A 17933-nucleotide genomic window follows, 5' to 3' on the forward strand; every position below is an offset into this window, starting at 1 on the left:
CGTGCCGCAGCCTGCTGCCCCTGGAGGGCCCATGCCCCGCACCGCCCTGCGCATCTGCCCCCTCTGTGAAGCCACGTGCGGCCTCACGCTCACCATCGAAGGCACCACCGTCACCGGGGCCCGAGGAGACCGCGACGACGTGTTCAGCCGCGGTTTCATCTGCCCCAAGGGCGCCGCCTTCGGTGGCCTCGACGCCGACCCCGACCGGCTGCGCACCCCCCTCGTGCGACGCGACGGCCGGCTCCACGAGGCCACCTGGGAGGAGGCCTTCCAGGCCATCGCCGACGCGGTCCCCGCCCTCGTGCGGACGTACGGGCCCCAGTCCGTCGGCGTCGTCCTCGGCAACCCGAACGTCCACACCATGGCCGGCCAGCTCTACCCGCCGCTGCTCCTCAAAGCCCTCGGCACCCGCAACCTCTTCACCGCCAGCACCCTCGACCAGATGCCCAAACACGTCTCCAGCGGCCTGCTCTTCGGGGATCCCTTCGCCATTCCCGTCCCGGACCTCGACCGCACGGACTTCCTCCTGCTCCTGGGGGCGAACCCGGTCGAGTCCAACGGCTCCCTGTGCACCGCACCCGACTTCCCCGGCCGGCTCAAGGCGCTGCGCGCACGGGGCGGCACCCTCGTCGTCGTCGACCCGCGCCGCACCCGCACCGCCAAGCTCGCCGACCGCCACCTCGCGCCGCGGCCCGGCAGCGACGCAGCTCTGCTCGCCGCCCTGGCCCACACCCTGCTCGCCGAGGAGCTGACCGATCCGGGCGTGCTCGCGGAACACACCCAGGGAATCGGGGAACTCGCCGAAGCGCTCGGTGGTTTCACTCCCGAGGCCGTTGCCCCCGCCTGCGACCTCACGGCCGAGGAGATCCGCGCGCTCGCCCGGGATCTCGCGGCCGCGCCGACCGCCGCCGTCTACGGGCGGATCGGCAGCTGCACCGTGGAGTACGGCACGCTCGCCAGCTGGCTGGTCGACGTGCTGAACATCCTGACGGGCAATCTCGACCGGCCGGGCGGAGCCCTGTTCCCGCTGTCCGCGACCGACCGCGCACCCCGGCCGGCCGGACCCGGCAAGGGCTTCGGCCTCGGCCGCTGGCACAGCCGGGTCAGCGGCCACCCCGAGGCCAAGGCCGAACTCCCGCTGGCCGCGCTGGCGGAGGAGATCGACACGCCGGGGGAGGGGCGGATCCGGGCCCTCGTCTCCATCGCGGCGAACCCCGTGCTGTCCGCCCCCGACGGCCGGCGCCTCGACGCGGCCCTGGCCGGGCTCGACTTCATGGTCAGCATCGATCCCTACCTCAACGAGACCTCGCGCCACGCCCACGTCGTCCTGCCCCCCGCGCCGCCCTCGCAGAGCGCCCACTTCGACTTCGCCTTCAACACCTTCGCCATCCGCAACCAGGTCCGCTATTCGCCGCCCGCCGTCCCGCTCGAGGACGGGCGCATGGACGAGTGCGAGATCCACGCCCGTCTCGTACTCGCCGTCTCCGGCATGCACGGAACCGACCCGGGAGCCGTGGACGACCTGGCCATCGGGGCCACCCTCGCCCGGGAGTGCGCCGACCCGGACTCACCGCTGCGCGGGCAGGATCCGGCGCGCCTCGCCGGGCTGCTCGCGGGCGGCAGCGGCCCCGAGCGCCGCCTCGACCTGATGCTCCGGCTGGGCCCCTACGGAGACCGGTTCGCCGCGGCCGCGGACCTGCCCGGGAGCCCCGCTACGGAAACCCGCGCGGGCGCACCGGACGGCGCGGCCGGCCCCGGCGCCGCGGCCGACACCGGGGCCCTCGGACTGGACCGGCTCCTCGCGCACCCGCACGGAATCGACCTGGGCCCGCTGCGCCCCCGGCTCCCCGGCCTGCTGAGGACGCGCAGCGGCAGGATCGAGCTCCTCCCGGACCCGATCGCGGCCGAACTCCCCAGGCTGCGCGGGACGCTCACCGACCGCCCCGCCGCCCTGGTCCTCGTGGGCCGCCGCCACCTGCGCTCCAACAACAGCTGGCTGCACAACGTTCCGGCCCTCGCCGGAGGCTCCAACCGCTGCACCCTGCAGGTCCACCCGGACGATGCCGCCCGGCTCGGCCTCACCGACGGCCGCCCGGCCCGGATCACCGCCGACGGCGGCAGCCTGGAGGTGCCCGTGGAGGTCACCGACACCCTCCGTACCGGAGTCGTGAGCCTCCCGCACGGCTGGGGCCACGACCGCCCCGGCACCCGCCTCTCGGTGGCCGCGGCCGTGCCCGGAGTCAACGTCAACCAGCTCCTCGACGGCAGCCGGCTCGACCCGCTCTCCGGCACGGCCGTGCTCAACGGCTTCCCCGTCGAACTGACACCCATCCCCTGAGCTGGGGTTTTGCTCGTATTGCTCACGCTCGGACGTCTTGTTGGCCCCCGGAGGAGGCACCTAGGTTCCCCCACATGCTGACCTTCCTCGGCTTCGCCATGATCGCGACCTTCCTGGTCCTGATCATGCTGAAGAAAATGTCGCCCATCGCGGCGCTCGTCCTCATCCCCGCGCTCTTCTGCGTGTTCGCCGGACAGGGCGCGCAGCTCGGCGGCTACGTCATCGACGGAGTCGGCAAGCTCGCGCCGACCGCCGCCATGCTGATGTTCGCCATCGTCTACTTCGGCGTGATGATCGACGTCGGCCTCTTCGACCCGATCGTGCGCGGCATCCTGCGCTTCTGCAGGGCCGACCCGATGCGCGTCGTGGTCGGCACCGCCGTCCTCGCCGCCATCGTCTCGCTCGACGGCGACGGCTCGACCACCTTCATGATCACCGTCTCGGCGATGTACCCGCTCTACAAGCGCCTCGGGATGAGCCTGGTGGTCATGACCGGAGTCGCGGCCACCGCCAACGGCGTCATGAACACCCTGCCCTGGGGCGGCCCCACGGCCCGCGCCGCCACCGCGCTCAAGCTCGACGCCGCCGACATCTTCGTACCGATGATCCCCGCGCTCGCGGTGGGCCTGCTCTTCGTCTTCGTCCTGGCCTACGTCCTCGGCCTCAAGGAACGCCGCCGCCTCGGCCTGCTGACCCTCCCCGCCGGCACCGGGCGGTCGGCGGATCCGGCCGAGGAACTCCTGGTCGCGGCCGGTACCGGCCCGGCCGCCGCCACAAGCCCCGAGGCCTCCCTCCCGTCCGCCCGCTCCACGGGACCCGCCCCGAACACCGCCGCCCCGCACACCCCCGCCCCGCCCGCCCCCGCCGAGGGCGTCACCCCCGCCGAAGGCGTCACCCGAACCGAAGGCATCACCCCCGCCGAGGACGGCTTCCAGGGCCTCGACCCGCACCGCCCGACCCTGCGTCCCCGCCTGTACTGGTTCAACGCGGGCCTCACCGTCGCCCTGCTCACCGCCATGATCATGGAACTGCTCCCGATCCCGGTGCTCTTCCTCCTCGGGGCCGCCCTCGCCCTCACCGTCAACTTCCCCCACATGCCCGACCAGAAGGCCCGGATCGCCGCCCACGCCGAGAACGTCCTGAACGTCGCCGGAATGGTCTTCGCCGCCGCCGTCTTCACCGGCGTCCTCACCGGCACCGGCATGGTCAAGCACATGGCCGACTGGCTCGTCGGAGCGATCCCCGAGGGCATGGGCCCGCACATGGCCCTGGTCACCGGCCTGCTCAGCCTCCCCCTCACCTACTTCATGTCCAACGACGGCTTCTACTTCGGCGTCCTGCCGGTCCTGGCCGAGGCCGGCGCCGCCCACGGGGTCTCCCCGCTCGAAATCGCCCGCGCCTCCCTGGTCGGGCAGGCCCTGCACATGTCGAGCCCGCTCGTTCCGGCCGTCTACGTCCTCGTGGGCATGGCCAAGGTCGAGTTCGGCGACCACACCCGGTTCACCGTGAAATGGGCGGCCCTGACCTCCCTGGTGGTCCTGGCGGCAGGGATGCTTTTCGGCATCATCTGACCCCGTCCGCCCCTGGCGCACACAAAACTACCGACGCTAGTTTGTAGGGTGTTGGCGACGTCAGGATCGTGCGTGCTCGGGAGGATTGCCATGAAGGCCCATGACGGGATGTACATCGGCGGCGAGTGGCGGGCCGCCCTCGGCCACGACCGCATCGAGGTCCTGAACCCGGCGGACGAGCGGCCCATCGCCTCGGTGCCGGCCGGAACGCCCGAGGACGTGGACGCGGCCGTACGCGCGGCCCGCGCGGCCTTCCCGGCCTGGGCGGCCACGGCTCCGGCCGAGCGGGCGGCCCTCATCGGGGCCCTGCGGGACGTGCTGGTCGCCCGCAAGGGGGAGATAGCCGAGACCATCACCGCCGAGCTCGGATCGCCGCTGGGGTTCTCGGAGATGGTCCACGTCGGGGCGCCGATCGCCGTGGCCTCCTCCTACGCCGAGCTCGGGGCCTCGTACGCCTTCGAGGAGCGGATCGGGAACTCGACCGTGCTGCTGGAGCCGGTCGGCGTCGTCGGGGCGATCACTCCCTGGAACTACCCGCTGCACCAGATCGTTGCCAAGGTGGCACCCGCTCTCGCCGCTGGCTGCACCATCGTCCTCAAGCCCGCCGAGGACACCCCGCTGACCGCACAGCTCTTCGCCGAAGCCGTGCACGAGGCGGGGATCCCCGCCGGGGTCTTCAACCTGGTGACCGGCACCGGCCCGGTCACCGGCCAGGCCCTGGCCGCGCACGAGGGAGTCGACCTCGTCTCCTTCACCGGTTCCACCGCCGTCGGCAAGCAGATCGGCGCCACGGCCGGCGCCGCCGTCAAGCGGGTCGCCCTGGAACTGGGCGGCAAATCGGCCAATGTCATCCTGCCCGGCGCCGACCTCGCCAAGGCCGTCGCCGCGGGCGTGGGCCACGTCATGAACAACTCCGGCCAGAGCTGCAACGCGCTCACCCGCATGCTCGTCCACCGGGACGAGTACGAGGAGGCGGTCTCCCTCGCGGCAGCCGCCGCGGCCAAGTACGCCTCCGGCGACCCCCTCGACCCGGGCACCCGCCTCGGCCCGGTCGTCAGCGCCAAGCAGCGCGACCGCGTCCGCGGCTTCATCACCAAGGGCGTGGAGGAGGGTGCCCGCCTCGTCGCGGGCGGGCCCGAGGCGCCGCACGAGCAGGGGTACTTCATCGCCCCGACCGTGTTCGCCGACGTCACGCCCGAGATGACCATCGCCCAGGAGGAGATCTTCGGTCCCGTGCTGTCGATCCTGCCCTACGCGGACCAGGACGAGGCCCTGGCCATCGCGAACGGCACGGACTACGGGCTGGGCGGGGCGGTCTGGGCCGCCGACGAGGCGACGGCCGTGGCCTTCGCCCGCCTGATGGACACCGGCCAGGTGGACATCAACGGCGGCCGCTTCAACCCGCTCGCCCCCTTCGGCGGGTACAAGAAGTCGGGCGTGGGACGCGAGCTGGGCCCGCACGGCCTCGCCGAGTACCTCCAGACCAAGTCCCTGCAGTTCTGAGCACACCCGCACGGTTCCAGCCCCGCAACGCACACACGGAGACGACGATCATGGTCCGCGCCGCCATCCTGCCCGCCGTCGGAGCCCCGCTGGAGATACGGGACATCGTGCTGCCCGAACCCGGCCCCGGCCAGGTCCGGGTACGGCTCGCCGCCGCCGGTGTCTGCCACTCCGACCTCTCCCTCACCAACGGCACCATGCGGGTCCCCGTACCCGCCGTCCTCGGCCACGAGGGCGCGGGCACGGTCCTCGCCGTCGGCGAAGGGGTCACCCACGTCGCGCCCGGCGACGGGGTGGTGCTCAACTGGGCCCCGTCCTGCGGGCAGTGCCACCACTGCTCGATCGGCGAGGTCTGGCTCTGCGCCAAGGCGCTCACCGGGGTCGGCGCGGTGTACGCCCACGACGCCCTGGGCGCCGAGCTGCACCCCGGGCTGAACGTGGCCGCCTTCGCCGAGGAGACGGTCGTCGCGGCCAACTGCGTCCTGCCCGCCCCCGCCGGGATCCCGCTCGCCGAGGCCGCGCTGCTCGGCTGCGCGGTCCTCACCGGCTACGGAGCGGTCCACCACAGCGCCCAGGTCCGCCCCGGCGAGTCGGTGGCCGTCTTCGGAGTCGGCGGCGTGGGTCTGGCCGCCCTCCAGGCGGCCCGGATCGCGACGGCGGGCCCGATCGTGGCCGTGGACGTCTCCCCGGACAAGGAGGAACTGGCCCGGGCGGCCGGGGCCACGGAGTTCCTGCTCGCCTCCGAGACGACCGCCAAGGACATCCGCGCGCTCACCGGCGGCCACGGCGCGGACGTTGCCGTCGAGTGCGCCGGCCGGGCCGCGAGCATCCGGGCCGCCTGGGAATCCACCCGGCGCGGCGGCCGTACGACGGTCGTCGGCATCGGCGGCAAGGAACAGCAGGTCACCTTCAACGCCCTGGAGATCTTCCACTTCGCACGCACCCTCACCGGCTGCGTCTACGGCAACAGCGATCCCGCCCGCGACCTCCCGGTGATCGCCGCCCACGTCCGCGCGGGCCGCATCGACCTCGGCGCGCTCGTCACGGACCGCATCACCCTCGACGGCATCCCGGCGGCCTTCGACGCGATGCTGGCGGGCAAGGGCGGCCGCTCGCTGGTGATCTTCTAGCGCCCGGCCGGACTCTGGGAGGCCGCGGGGCGAAGTTCCCCTACCCGCCCTTCCACCGTTCCCCGGGCGCCGCCCGGATCCGCGCCTCAAACGCCGGCGGGGCCGGGTGTGTCCCCGGGCGCTGCCCGGACCCCGGTCCTCAATCGCCGGACGGGCTGAGGATGGGGTCCCGGGCTGCGCCCGGACGCCCTGGGGCTCCGCCCCAGACCCCGGTCCTCAGACGCCGGACGGCTGGATTGGCTGCGCTCAGGCGGTCTCCCGCAGCGCCGCGTACTGGAGGGCCAGCCCGTCCAGCAGCGCCGCCAGGCCCGTCTCGAAGGCGCCCTCGTCCACCTCGCGCCGGCGCTCCGCCAGCAGGTGGGCCTGGCCCAGGTGCGGATAGTCCGACGGGTCGTATGCCGTCTCGTCGTCGACGAAACCCCCGGCGAAGGAAGCCACGGCCGAGCCGAGGATGAAGTACCGCATCAGCGCACCGATCCGGGTCGCCTGCGCCGGCGGCCAGCCGGCCGCGGTCATGGCCCCGAAGACGGCGTCCGCCACCCGCAGTCCGGCCGGCCTGCGGCCCGGCCCGCGCGCCAGCACCGGCACGATGTTCGGATGGTCGGACAGGGCGGCCCGGTACGAGTGCGCCCAGTCGCGCAGGGCGACCTGCCACTCCCGGCCGTCCCCGGCGTCGAACATCGACAGGTCGACCCGCGCGCTCACCGCGTCCGCGACCGCGTCCAGGATCTCGTCCTTCGTGCGGAAGTGGTTGTACAGCGAAGGTCCGCTGACCCCCAGCGCCGCCGCCAGCCGCCGCGTCGAGACGGCCTCCAGCCCCTCGCCGTCCACCAGAGCGCCGGCCGCCTCGACGATGCGGGATCTGCTGAGGAGGGGCTTGCGCGGTCTGGCCATGCGCCACATAGTAAGGCCTGCCGCATTTAAACTAGCGGTGGTAATTAACGGCCCCGCCCGTCCCGCCCGTCCCCCGATTTCTTCCCCACCCGGAGGTGCCCGGTGAATCTGGAGCTCAGCGAGGAGCAGTCCGCCGTACGCGATCTCGCCCGCGCGTTCACCGAGCGCGAGATCGCTCCGTACGCCGCCGAGTGGGACCGCGCCGAGAGCGTGGACCGGGCCATCGTCAAGAAGCTCGGCTCCGTCGGCTTCCTCGGCCTGACCGTCCCCGAGGAGTACGGCGGCTCCGGCGGCGACCACCTCGCCTACGTCCTGGTCACCGAGGAGCTCGGCCGCGGGGACTCCGCCGTGCGCGGCATCGTCTCCGTCTCCCTGGGCCTGGTCGCCAAGACCGTCGCCGCCTGGGGGAGCGAGGAGCAGAAGCGGGCCTGGCTGCCCCGCCTGTGCTCGGGCGAAGCCCTCGGCTGCTTCGGGCTCACCGAGCCCGGCACCGGCTCCGACGCCGCCGCCCTCACCACCCGTGCCCGGCGCGAGGGCGACGCGTACGTGATCAGCGGCAGCAAGATGTTCATCACCAACGGCACCTGGGCCGACGTGGTCCTGCTCTTCGCCCGCACGAACGAGGATCCGGGCCACCGCGGGATCTCCGCCTTCCTCGTGCCCACCGACGCCCCGGGCCTGACCCGCCGCGAGATCCACGGCAAGCTGGGCCTGCGCGGCCAAGCCACCGCCGAACTCGCCCTCGACGGCGTGCGCGTGCCCGCCTCCGCGATGCTCGGCCCCGAGGGGAAGGGCTTCTCCGTCGCCATGTCGGCCCTCGCCAAGGGCCGGATGTCCGTGGCCGCGGGCTGCGTCGGCATCGCCCAGGCCGCGCTGGACGCGGCCGTCTCCTACGCGGCCCAGCGCGAGCAGTTCGGCAAGCCGATCGCCCATCACCAGCTGGTCCAGGAGCTGATCGCCGACATCTCCGTGGACGTGGACGCCGCCCGGCTGCTGACCTGGCGGGTCGCCGATCTGATCGACCGCGGACTGCCCTTCGCCACCGAGTCCTCGACCGCCAAGCTCTTCGCCTCCGAGGCCGCCGTCCGCGCCGCGAGCAACGCCCTCCAGGTGCACGGCGGTTACGGCTACATCGACGAGTACCCGGCCGGCAAGCTGCTGCGCGACGCCCGCGTGATGACCCTGTACGAGGGCACCAGCCAGATCCAGAAGCTCCTCATCGGCCGCGCCCGCACGGGGGTTTCCGCCTTCTGATCCGGCCTTCCGAGCCCCTGAAGTTCCCCAGGGCGCCCCGAAGTTCCTGAGTACGCAGGTGAGTACGTGCACGGATGTGCCGCGGCCCGGCCCGCCCGATGCTGGACCCATGAACGAGACACCGGTCAAGCAGCAGAACACGGGCGCCTACTACGGCCAGGCCGTCGCCTCCTTCGGCATCGCCATCGGCGCGGTCGCCCTGGGGATCTACAACCTGGAGGCGAACGGCTGGGTCCGCGCCTTCCTCGGCATCGCGGTCCTCTACCTCACCACCTCGGCCTTCACCCTCGCCAAGGTGATCCGCGACCGCCAGGAGGTCACCCAGATCGTCACCCGGGTCGACCAGGCCAGGATGGAGAAGATCATGACGGGCTACGACCCCTTCGCCGTCCCGAAGCAGCCCACTCCCCAGGATCGCTAAGCGCTTGCTCACCACCCTCCGGTAAGCTGTTCATTCCTACAGGCCGACGAGGGTGAGCGAGTGATGGACAGCGTGGAGGAGATCGGCGGCTACCGGCCGTGGTCGGAGGTCACCCCCGACGCCGCGCGGCGACTGCTCGTCGCCGCCGTGGAGGCCTTCGCGGAGCGCGGCTACCACGCCACCACCACGCGGGACATCGCGGGGCGGGCCGGCATGAGCCCGGCCGCGCTCTACATCCACTACAAGACCAAGGAAGAGCTGCTCCACCGGATCAGCCGGATCGGCCACGACAAGGCCCTGGAGATCCTGGACACCGCGGCCTCGGGCCCCGGCAGCGCCGCGGAGCGGCTCGACGCGGCCGTACGGTCCTTCGTGGGCTGGCACGCGGCCCATCACACCACCGCGCGCGTGGTCCAGTACGAGCTCGATGCTCTCGCCCCGGAGCACCGCTCCGACATCGTGGCCCTGCGCCGGCAGAGCGACGCGGCCATCCGCCGCATCCTCGCCGACGGCGTCGCGGCCGGTGAGTTCTTCGTCCCGGACGTTCCCGGCACCACGCTCGCCGTGCTGTCGCTCTGCATCGACGTCGCCCGCTGGTTCAGCGCGGACGGCCGCCGCACGCCCGACGAGGTCGGCGCGCTCTACGCCGGCCTCGTGCTCCGCATGGTGGGCGCGGGCCCCGGCGAGGCCGGCGGCGCGTTTCGGAAGTAGCTCGGCGGCAGTTCGGGAGCGGTTCAGAAGTAGTAGCGGGACACCGACTCGGCCACGCACACCGGCTTGTCGCCGCCCTCGCGCTCGACCGTCACGGTGGCCGACACCTGGACGCCGCCGCCCGCCTCCACCACCTCGGTGATCAGCGCGGTCGCGCGCAGCCGCGAACCGACCGGCACCGGCGCCGGGAAACGCACCTTGTTCACCCCGTAGTTGATGCCCATCCGCATGCCCTCGACCCGCATGATCTGCGGCACCAGGCTCGGGAGCAGCGACAGCGTGAGGTATCCGTGCGCGATCGTGGAGCCGAAGGGTCCGGACGCCGCCCGCTCCGGGTCCACGTGGATCCACTGGTGGTCCCCGGTGGCGTCCGCGAAGAGGTCGATCCGCTTCTGGTCCACCTCCAGCCAGTCGCTCGGGCCGAGCGGTGCGCCGATCCCGGCGGTGAGCTCCTCGGCGGACGTGAAGATCCTCGGCTCGGACATACCCGTACCTCTCCCTGGCGAATAAGCGCTTGCTCAGCATGCTGGGGCCGTCGTGGATCTGTCAACGACGTACCGGGCACCGAATCCCGGCCCGGCCGATTACCCTCGGCGGTGTGCCGCAGATTCCCGAGAAGGTCCATGAACTCACCGTCGGCCAGCTGTCCGCCCGCAGCGGCGCGGCCGTCTCCGCGCTGCACTTCTACGAGGCCAAGGGCCTGATCAGCAGCCGCCGCACCTCCGGCAACCAGCGCCGCTACACCCGTGACGCCCTGCGCCGCGTGGCGTTCGTACGGGCCGCCCAGCGCGTCGGCATCCCCCTCGCCAGCATCCGCGACGCACTCGCCCAGCTCCCCGAAGGCCGCACGCCCAACCGCGAGGACTGGGCCCGGCTGTCCGAGAGCTGGCGCGCCGAGCTCGACCATCGGATAGCCCAACTCGGCCGTCTGCGCGACCATTTGACCGACTGCATCGGCTGCGGATGCCTCTCCCTGGAGAACTGCGCGCTCTCCAACCCCGACGACGTCTTCGGCGAACGGCTCACCGGTTCCCGGCTGTTGTGACCTCCCGGGCGCGGACCGCCGCCGCGACCAGCTCGGCGTTCGACCGCGCCGCCCGCCCGTCCGGCAGGTGCAGCACGTCTCCTACGCCGATCCGCGCCCCGGTGCCGTACCGCGCGGCCAGCCGCAGCACCGGCCAGGCCGCCGGCCCCCGCCCGAACAGCAGCACCGGCACCGGGGGCAGCCGGCGCAGCAGCTCGGCCACCGGCCCCGGGTCGGCGGAGGCCGGCTCGGCGAGGAGCCGGACCCGCGCGGGATCCCGTACCGGCCAGGCCAGGAACCGCGCCAGCGGCTCCGGCGACCCGCCCACCGGGACCTCCGCGTCCACCGCCACCCCGCGCTCCAGCAGCTCTTCGGCGAGTTCCCGGGCTCCCGGCTCCGCGAACCGCACCACCGCCCGGTCGGGCAGCACCGTCCAGCTCCGCACCCGCGCCGACCGCCCCGCTTGATCCGGCTCGGACGCCACGCTCACGGCCACGCTCACGGCCACCCCGCCGCCGGGCCCGGGACCACGCGCGAGGCCGGCCTCGCGCAGGGCCTCCAGCAGCGGCCCCACCACCCGGGGCGAGAGGCTCTCGCGACCGCACGGGGTGCGCGCATGGACCAGCACCTCCCGGCCCCCGGCGGCCACCGCCGCCAGCGCGGCCTCCACCAGGTCCCCGGGGCTCATCGGGACGGCCGGTCCGTCGGCAGCGTTCCGGGACCCGTTGAGCGACACCACCAGCGTCGGCTCCGCTCCGGCTCTCCGGCCGGCTGGGCCGGTTCCGGGCCCTGCTCCGGACCCCGGTGCGGCTCCCGCCCCCGCCGAGGCCCCGCTCACGCCGCGCCCGCCAGATCGGCCCCCTGGAGCGCCGTGTCCGCGAGCGCCGGTCTCGGCACCACGATTCCGCAGCCCGCGCACACCGGCCCGTCCCAGGCCCACCCGGCGCCGGACGGCCCGGCGCCGGACGGCCCGCCGGCCGTGGCGGGGCCCGACGCCCGGGCCACCGCCTTCGCCGTCACCACCGGAGGCACCCGCACCGGCCAGTGCAACTCCCGCGCCCCGCACACCGGGCACCCCGTCCCCGGCTCCGACTCCAGCGCCTCCACCAGCCGTCTCAGCACCTCGCCCAGCGCCCCCTGCGGCCGCACACCCGGATCGGCGCACCGCACCACCGCGTCCCCGCTGCCGCTCCACGCCCACTCGGGCCGCCGCAACCCGTCGTGCTTCTCGCGCCGACGGCGCGCCGCGAACTGCCGTTCGTACTCCAGCCAGACCGCCCGCGCCTCCTCCAGCTCCTCCAGCGCGGCCACCAGCCGCGAGGGGTCCGCCGACCGGTCCTCGGGACCGATCCCGTGCCGGTCGCACAGGTGCCACCAGGTCGCGCGGTGCCCGTACGGGGCGAACCGCTCCAGGCAGCGCCGCAGCGAATGGCGCCGCAGGGCCCTGTCGTTGCGTGCGTCGCGCACCTGATGGGCCAGACTCCGGAATCCCGCCATCACACCTTCACCTCCGCAGAGCGCCCAGCACCGGGCGCCGTGCCCGCCGCGCTGTGTTCCCCACAGGACCGGCGCTGTGTGCCCAACATGCCCGGCCCGGTGCGGGCGCATGCGGGGGCGGTCGAGGCGTACGGGTGGCACATGGCCGGAACTCAGCGCCCCATGCGCCCCGCGACCACCACCAGCCGGGCCAGCTCCTCGTGGCAGATGTCGCTGTGCGCCCCCGACGGAGCCCCGCCGCGCCGGACCACGGAGCCCGCGTCCACGCTCACGCAGCCCGCGGCGGGCAGGCCGCCCTGCAGTGCCGCGTCCAAGGTCAGCCGCGGGGTTCCCGGCACACCGTGCACCCCGTCGTGCCCGATCGCGCCCCACCGCTCGTCGAAACCGAGCAGACCGGCCGAATCGCCGGCCATCCGGGAGGCCAGCGGGTAGAACACCTTGAGGGAGGAGTCGTAGGGGGAATGGCAGGCCGTCAGCGGACCGTCGACCCTGTCCTGCAACCCGCGCAGGGCGCCCCCGCGCCCCCGGTCGTGCGGCAGGCTGTCGGCGAACGCGTAGTGGGAGAAGGCCCCTTGGAGGACGGTCACGGACTTCACGTTCCGGGCCCCGGACGGCAGTGCGCGCAGGGCGAAGGAGACCACCCGGCCACCGAAGCTGTGCCCGATGAGGTGCACCCGCAGGGCCGGGCGGCGGCCGGCCAGCTCCGCCAGCAGCGGCCCGAGGCCGTGCTCGCCGACCACCCCGGCCCGGGCCTTCATCTGGTAGTACGTGGCCTGGCGCAGCACTTCCTTGGCGCCGTTCCACAGCGTCCGCATCCCGCCGCCGGCCGAGAAGCCGGGGGAGTCCCCGGCGCCGGGCCGGTCCCCGGGGAAGGTGGCACCCGCCTCGGCCAGGGCGTCGGTGAACTCCCGGCACACCCGCAGGACGTCCCCGCTGAGGAAGTCCGGCACCTCGCGCGGGGCGAAGGCCGCCGCCAGATCGTCGCCCGTGCCCACCCCGTCGACCCCGGCCAGCTCCCGTACGAGCGCACCGAACTCGGTGAAGTCGCCCTCCCGCGTGGGCCGTTCCTCCAGCAGCTCGGCGATCCGGTCCAGCTCCGCCGCCCGTCCGGGCCAGAACGCCCCGAGGGCCCTGCGGGTGGCCGGGTCCAGGGCCGTCCCGTGGCCCGGCTCCGCGGCACCCGCCCCGGCGCCCTCCACCGCGCCCCGGGCGTCGAAGTCGGGTATCGGCTCGTCCGCGAACCGGATCGAGGGCCACACGACCCCCACGTACCCCAGCCGCACCCCGGTCCCCACCAGATCCGCGAAGGGGGCGTAGAACCGGTCGAAGAGCCGGATCGCAGTGGACCGGTCGGAGTTCCATCCGTGGGCGAAGACCAGCAGGTCCGTGGCCTCGATCCCGAAGACCGCCTCCCGGGCGCCCGGGCCCGCGTCGCCCTGCGCGTCGAAGGTCAGTTCCACGTACGGGCGGGCCCCGATGCCCGCCGCCGTCCCCGTCGCCCCCGCGGCCCCCGCGGGCACCGCCCCGCCGATGTGCACCATGACGCCCCCCTCCACGCCGTGTCCCTGTCCGCAGCATCCTGCGGAACGGGCCGCCCGGCCAGCCCCTGTGCACCCACGGGTTCACGGATACAGCAGGTACTGCTCCCGTGCCGCCGCGAACCCCGCCAGCCCCGCCGCCCAGTCGCCCGCGATCTCCTCCACGCCCGCCCCCGCGTCGACCATCCGCCGCACCCGGTCCGAGCCCGTCAGCCGGTCGATCCACTGGTCGGAGCGCCAGGCGAAGCCGCTCCACACCTGCCGGGCGGTGACCAGCAGCCCGATGCCGGCCCGTACCGGATCGAAGGCCTCCCGGTCGTGGACGAGCAGCCGGACCCCGCCGCAGGTCTTCCCGGCGTACTTGGAGAAGGAAGGCGTGAAATAGGCCTCCCGGAACCAGACCCCGGGCAGCCCCAGGGCGTTCGCCGCCTCCGCCCACGTGCGGTCCACGCCCTCGGCGCCGACCAGCTCGAAGGGGGTGGTGGTGCCGCGCCCCTCCGACAGGTTGGTCCCCTCGAACAGGCAGGTCCCGGCGTACGCCAGGGCCGTGCCCGGCGTCGGCATGTTCGGGCTCGGCGGCACCCAGGGCAGCCCGGTCTCCTCGAAGAAGGACTCCCGCCTCCACCCGGCCATCCGCACCACCTCCAGCCGCGGGGCGGCGCCGGCTACCCGGAGGAACTCGCCCGCGAAGAGCCCGGCCAGCTCGCCCGCCGTCATCCCGTGCGCCAGCGCGATCGGCTCCCGGCCCACGAAGCTCGCGTACGGGCGCTGCAGGACGGGCCCGGCCGCCCGCCGGGCGCCGACCGGGTTGGGGCGGTCCAGCACCACCACCGCCTTGCCGGCGAGGGCGGCCGCGCGCATGCAGTCGTAGAGGGTCCAGATGTAGGTGTAGAAGCGGGCGCCGACGTCCTGGATGTCGAAGACGACGGTGTCGACGCCGGCCGCCGTGAAGACGTCCGCGAGCCCCTGCCCGCTCTTGCCGTACGTGTCGTACACCGGCAGCCCGGTCGCCGGATCCCGCCCGGCCCCCTCCGAACCGCCCGCCTGGGCCGTGCCCCGGAAACCGTGCTCGGGGCCGAACACCGCGACCAGGGAGAAGTGTCCGTCGGCGGCGTCCGCGTGCAGGACGTCGACCAGGTGGCGGGCGTCCGCGGTGATCCCCGTCGGGTTGGTGACCACCCCGACCCGCTGACCGGCCAGTACGGCGTACCCGTCCGCGGCGAGCCGCTCGAACCCGGTCCGCACCCGCCCGTCGGCGACGACCGCGGCCCCGGCCCCCGGGGCTCCCGTCTCCCGGGCTCCCGCTCCCAGGGCGCCCGCGGCGCCCGCCGCCCCGGCCAGACCCAGCAACCCGCGTCGCGACAGTGTCATCGCGCCAAAGTAGGGCTCCGCACCCTTCCACCCGGACATACCGACTGGTTAGTCTGCCCGTGATCCGGCAGGCGTCAGCAGGCCGCGCAGACATCGAGGCACCACCACACGAAGGGCGGACCCGTGAACGCGTTCCAGGACCAGCGAGTCGTCGTCACCGGCGCGGGCGGCGGCATCGGAGCTGCCCTCGCCCACCGCTTCGCCGCCGAGGGGGCGACCGTCGCGGTCAACGACCTCGACCCCGCCAAGGCCGCCGCGGTCGCGGACGCGATCGGCGACCGTGCCGTCGCGGTGCCCGGCGACGCCTCGGCCGTGGCCGCGCAGGCCCGCGAGGCGCTCGGCGGCGCCGTGGACGTCTACTGCGCCAACGCGGGCCTCGCCTCCGGCGGCGACGCCTTCGCCGAGGAGGCCGTCTGGGAGGCGGCCTGGGACGTCAACGTCATGGCCCACGTCCGCGCCGCCCGGCTGCTGCTGCCCGACTGGCTGGAGCGCGGGAGCGGCCGGTTCGTGTCCACCGTCTCCGCCGCCGGGCTGCTGACCATGATCGGAGCGGCCCCGTACAGTGTCACCAAGCACGGCGCGCTCGCCTTCGCGGAATGGCTCTCGCTGACCTACCGCCACCGCGGGCTCCAGGTCCACGCCATCTGCCCGCAGGGGGTCCGGACCGACATGCTCACCGCCGCCGGATCGGCGGGCGAGCTGGTCCTCGCGCCGACCGCGATCGAGCCGGAAGCGGTCGCGGACGCACTGTTCGACGGCATGGAGAAGGGCCGGTTCTTGATCCTCCCGCACCCCGAGGTCGCGGACTTCTATGCGGCCCGGGCCACCGACCCCGACCGCTGGCTGAGCGGCATGAACCACCTCCAGCGCAAGTGGGAGACCCGGTGACCGCAGACACCCCGCACCCCGCCCCGTCGCCGGACCCGTCCGCCCCGGCCCCGACGGCCCCCACCCCGGCCTCCCGCTACGCCGCCAAGCCCTGGCTCGGCCTGCTCAGCCCGGTCCAGCGGGCCCCCATCACGCCCCCGCCCAGCGTGCTGCACGCCTTCCGCGCCGCCGTCGCCCGCGCGCCCGGGCACACCGCCCTCGCCTACTTCGACGGCCGCCTCACCTACGCCGAGACCGACGCGCTCTCCGACTCCCTCGCGGGCCACCTCGCCGCCCACGGCATCCGCCGCGGGGACCGGGTCGCGGTCATGCTGCAGAACACCCCGCACTTCGTGCTCACCGTCCTGGCCGCCTGGAAGGCCGGAGCGGTCGTGGTCCCGCTCAACCCCATGTACAAGTCCGCCGAGGTCGGCCACATCCTGCGCGACTCCGGGGCCACGGCCCTGGTCTGCGAGGCCCGCGCCTGGGAGGGGTACCTGGGCGAGACGGTACGAGGGACGGGCGTACGGGTCGCCCTGACGGCGCACGACACGGACTTCCAGACCCGCAACGACCCCCGGGTCTTCCCCGCGCCCGGCAGCACCCCTACTGGACTCCGCGGCGCGGAGCCGCTCGCCGGCGAGGCCGGAATCGCCGACGAGGCGCCGGGTCCCCACGGGGCAGGTCCCGCCGACCTGCTCACCGTGGCCCGCCAGGGCCACCCCGCGCCGCCCGACCCGGGCCTCACGGCCGCCGACACCGCCCTCATCAGCTACACCTCCGGCACCAGCGGCATCCCCAAGGGCGCCATGAACCCGCACGGCGCGCTCACCCACAACGCCGTCCGCCAGGTGACCGGCCACCCCCTCCCCGAGGGGTCCGGCTACTTCGCGCTCGCCCCGCTCTTCCACATCACCGGCATGGTGTGCGAGCTCGCCGCCTGCTTCATCAACGCCGGCACCCTGGTCCTCGCCCACCGCTTCGACGCCGGAGCCGTCCTCGACGCCTTCCTCGAACACCGCCCCGCCTACACGGTCGGCCCGGCCACCGCCTTCATGGCGCTCGCCGCGCACCCCGGGGCCTCCCCGGACCACTTCGCCTCGTTCCGGGTGGTCTCCTCCGGCGGCGCCCCGCTGCCGCCCGCCCTGGTCGAACGCCTGCGCGCCGCCTACGGTTTCTACCTGCGCAACGGCTACGGCCTCACCGAATGCACCGCCCCCTGCGCCTCCGTACCCGTCCACCTCGAAGCCCCCGTGGACCCGGCCTCGGGCACCCTCTCCGTCGGCGTGCCCGGCGCCGACACCCTCGTACGGATCCTCGACGAGAGCGGCGCCGAGGTCCCCTTCGGCGAGACCGGGGAGATAGCTGTACGCGGACCCCAGGTCGTTCCCGGCTACTGGGGCCTGCCCGAGGACACCGCCAAGGCCTTCCCGGACGGCGAACTGCGCACCGGGGACGTCGGGTTCATGGACCCCGAGGGCTGGCTCTACGTGGTCGACCGCAAGAAGGACATGATCAACGCCTCCGGCTTCAAGGTCTGGCCGCGCGAGGTGGAGGACGTGCTCTACACCCACCCCGCCGTGCGCGAGGCGGCCGTCGTCGGCATCCCCGACCCCTACCGCGGGGAGAGCGTGAAGGCCTACGTCAGCCTGCGCCCCGGGGTCGAAACCGACCCGGCGGAACTGTCCGCGTACTGCGCCGAGCGCCTCGCCGCGTACAAATACCCGCGCCGGGTGGAGATCCTGCCTGTCCTTCCGAAGACGACCAGTGGCAAGATCCTGCGACGGGAACTTCGGACACGCGACCACGGCTGA

16 protein-coding genes are annotated in these 17933 nt (G+C 73.9%); 10 read left to right on the forward strand and 6 right to left on the reverse strand.

Translation table 11 applies throughout. The features are described 5' to 3' along the window. Window positions 1–31: 31 nt before the first annotated feature. The 4 genes from OG898_RS23185 (at window position 32) to OG898_RS23200 (ending at window position 6542) form a co-directional block, all read left to right on the forward strand. Window positions 32–2338, forward strand: coding sequence for a molybdopterin oxidoreductase family protein (locus tag OG898_RS23185; protein ID WP_266959004.1), 2307 nt, complete (start codon window positions 32–34; stop codon window positions 2336–2338). A 74-nt stretch (window positions 2339–2412) separates the two neighbouring features. Next, entirely contained in the window at window positions 2413–3909 is a 1497-nt protein-coding gene (locus OG898_RS23190) for a CitMHS family transporter (protein WP_266959005.1), read from the forward strand. A 90-nt stretch (window positions 3910–3999) separates the two neighbouring features. Further along, window positions 4000–5412: an aldehyde dehydrogenase family protein gene (locus OG898_RS23195; RefSeq protein ID WP_250740302.1), complete on the forward strand. Its 1413-nt coding sequence runs from the start codon at window positions 4000–4002 to the stop codon at window positions 5410–5412. A gap of 50 nt (window positions 5413–5462) precedes the next feature. Then, window positions 5463–6542, forward strand: coding sequence for a zinc-binding dehydrogenase (locus tag OG898_RS23200; RefSeq protein WP_250740303.1), 1080 nt, complete (start codon window positions 5463–5465; stop codon window positions 6540–6542). A 246-nt stretch (window positions 6543–6788) separates the two neighbouring features. On the opposite strand, the gene OG898_RS23205 is transcribed toward OG898_RS23200, so the two are convergent. Beyond that, a complete protein-coding gene (locus OG898_RS23205) occupies window positions 6789–7436 on the reverse strand; it encodes a TetR/AcrR family transcriptional regulator (protein ID WP_250740304.1) in 648 nt (215 codons plus the stop codon). 102 nt (window positions 7437–7538) lie between these two features. Here OG898_RS23205 and OG898_RS23210 point away from each other — a divergent pair, with 102 nt between their 5' ends. The 3 genes from OG898_RS23210 to OG898_RS23220 all read left to right on the forward strand — a co-directional run bounded on the left by OG898_RS23210 (window position 7539) and on the right by OG898_RS23220 (window position 9822). Next, the gene (locus tag OG898_RS23210) at window positions 7539–8690 is read left to right on the forward strand and encodes an acyl-CoA dehydrogenase family protein (protein ID WP_250740305.1); all 1152 of its coding nucleotides are present in this window, start codon (window positions 7539–7541) and stop codon (window positions 8688–8690) included. Window positions 8691–8799: 109 nt separating this feature from the next. Further along, window positions 8800–9111: a YiaA/YiaB family inner membrane protein gene (locus tag OG898_RS23215; RefSeq protein WP_250740306.1), complete on the forward strand. Its 312-nt coding sequence runs from the start codon at window positions 8800–8802 to the stop codon at window positions 9109–9111. Window positions 9112–9174: 63 nt separating this feature from the next. After that, window positions 9175–9822 (forward strand): TetR/AcrR family transcriptional regulator, encoded by a 648-nt coding sequence (locus OG898_RS23220; RefSeq protein ID WP_266959006.1) that lies wholly within the window; start codon window positions 9175–9177, stop codon window positions 9820–9822. 23 nt (window positions 9823–9845) lie between these two features. Here OG898_RS23220 and OG898_RS23225 read toward each other — a convergent pair whose 3' ends face one another. Continuing rightward, window positions 9846–10307, reverse strand: coding sequence for a MaoC family dehydratase (locus OG898_RS23225; protein ID WP_250740308.1), 462 nt, complete (start codon window positions 10305–10307; stop codon window positions 9846–9848). Window positions 10308–10420: 113 nt separating this feature from the next. On the opposite strand from OG898_RS23225, the gene soxR reads away from it, so the two are divergent. Further along, window positions 10421–10867, forward strand: a complete 447-nt coding sequence (soxR, locus tag OG898_RS23230; protein WP_250740309.1) for a redox-sensitive transcriptional activator SoxR — start codon at window positions 10421–10423, stop codon at window positions 10865–10867. Here soxR and OG898_RS23235 read toward each other — a convergent pair. The 4 genes from OG898_RS23235 to OG898_RS23250 form a co-directional block, all read right to left on the reverse strand. Beyond that, window positions 10845–11585: a 3-keto-5-aminohexanoate cleavage protein gene (locus tag OG898_RS23235; RefSeq protein WP_323184885.1), complete on the reverse strand. Its 741-nt coding sequence runs from the start codon at window positions 11583–11585 to the stop codon at window positions 10845–10847. The genes soxR and OG898_RS23235 overlap by 23 nt on opposite strands. A gap of 95 nt (window positions 11586–11680) precedes the next feature. Beyond that, entirely contained in the window at window positions 11681–12343 is a 663-nt protein-coding gene (locus OG898_RS23240; RefSeq protein WP_266959007.1) for a hypothetical protein, read from the reverse strand. Window positions 12344–12495: 152 nt separating this feature from the next. Then, the gene (locus tag OG898_RS23245) at window positions 12496–13884 is read right to left on the reverse strand and encodes a serine-threonine protein kinase (RefSeq protein ID WP_266959008.1); all 1389 of its coding nucleotides are present in this window, start codon (window positions 13882–13884) and stop codon (window positions 12496–12498) included. An 81-nt stretch (window positions 13885–13965) separates the two neighbouring features. Next, window positions 13966–15252: a DUF1343 domain-containing protein gene (locus OG898_RS23250; protein WP_266959009.1), complete on the reverse strand. Its 1287-nt coding sequence runs from the start codon at window positions 15250–15252 to the stop codon at window positions 13966–13968. 123 nt (window positions 15253–15375) lie between these two features. On the opposite strand from OG898_RS23250, the gene OG898_RS23255 reads away from it, so the two are divergent. Both OG898_RS23255 and OG898_RS23260 read left to right on the forward strand, forming a co-directional pair. Then, entirely contained in the window at window positions 15376–16140 is a 765-nt protein-coding gene (locus OG898_RS23255; RefSeq protein WP_266959010.1) for an SDR family oxidoreductase, read from the forward strand. After that, complete coding sequence (locus OG898_RS23260; protein WP_266959011.1) at window positions 16137–17933, forward strand: class I adenylate-forming enzyme family protein; 1797 nt, start codon at window positions 16137–16139, stop codon at window positions 17931–17933. The genes OG898_RS23255 and OG898_RS23260 overlap by 4 nt, the downstream gene beginning before the upstream one ends.

This window comes from Streptomyces sp. NBC_00193, from assembly GCF_026342735.1.
Classification (GTDB): domain Bacteria; phylum Actinomycetota; class Actinomycetes; order Streptomycetales; family Streptomycetaceae; genus Streptomyces; species Streptomyces stoeckheimensis.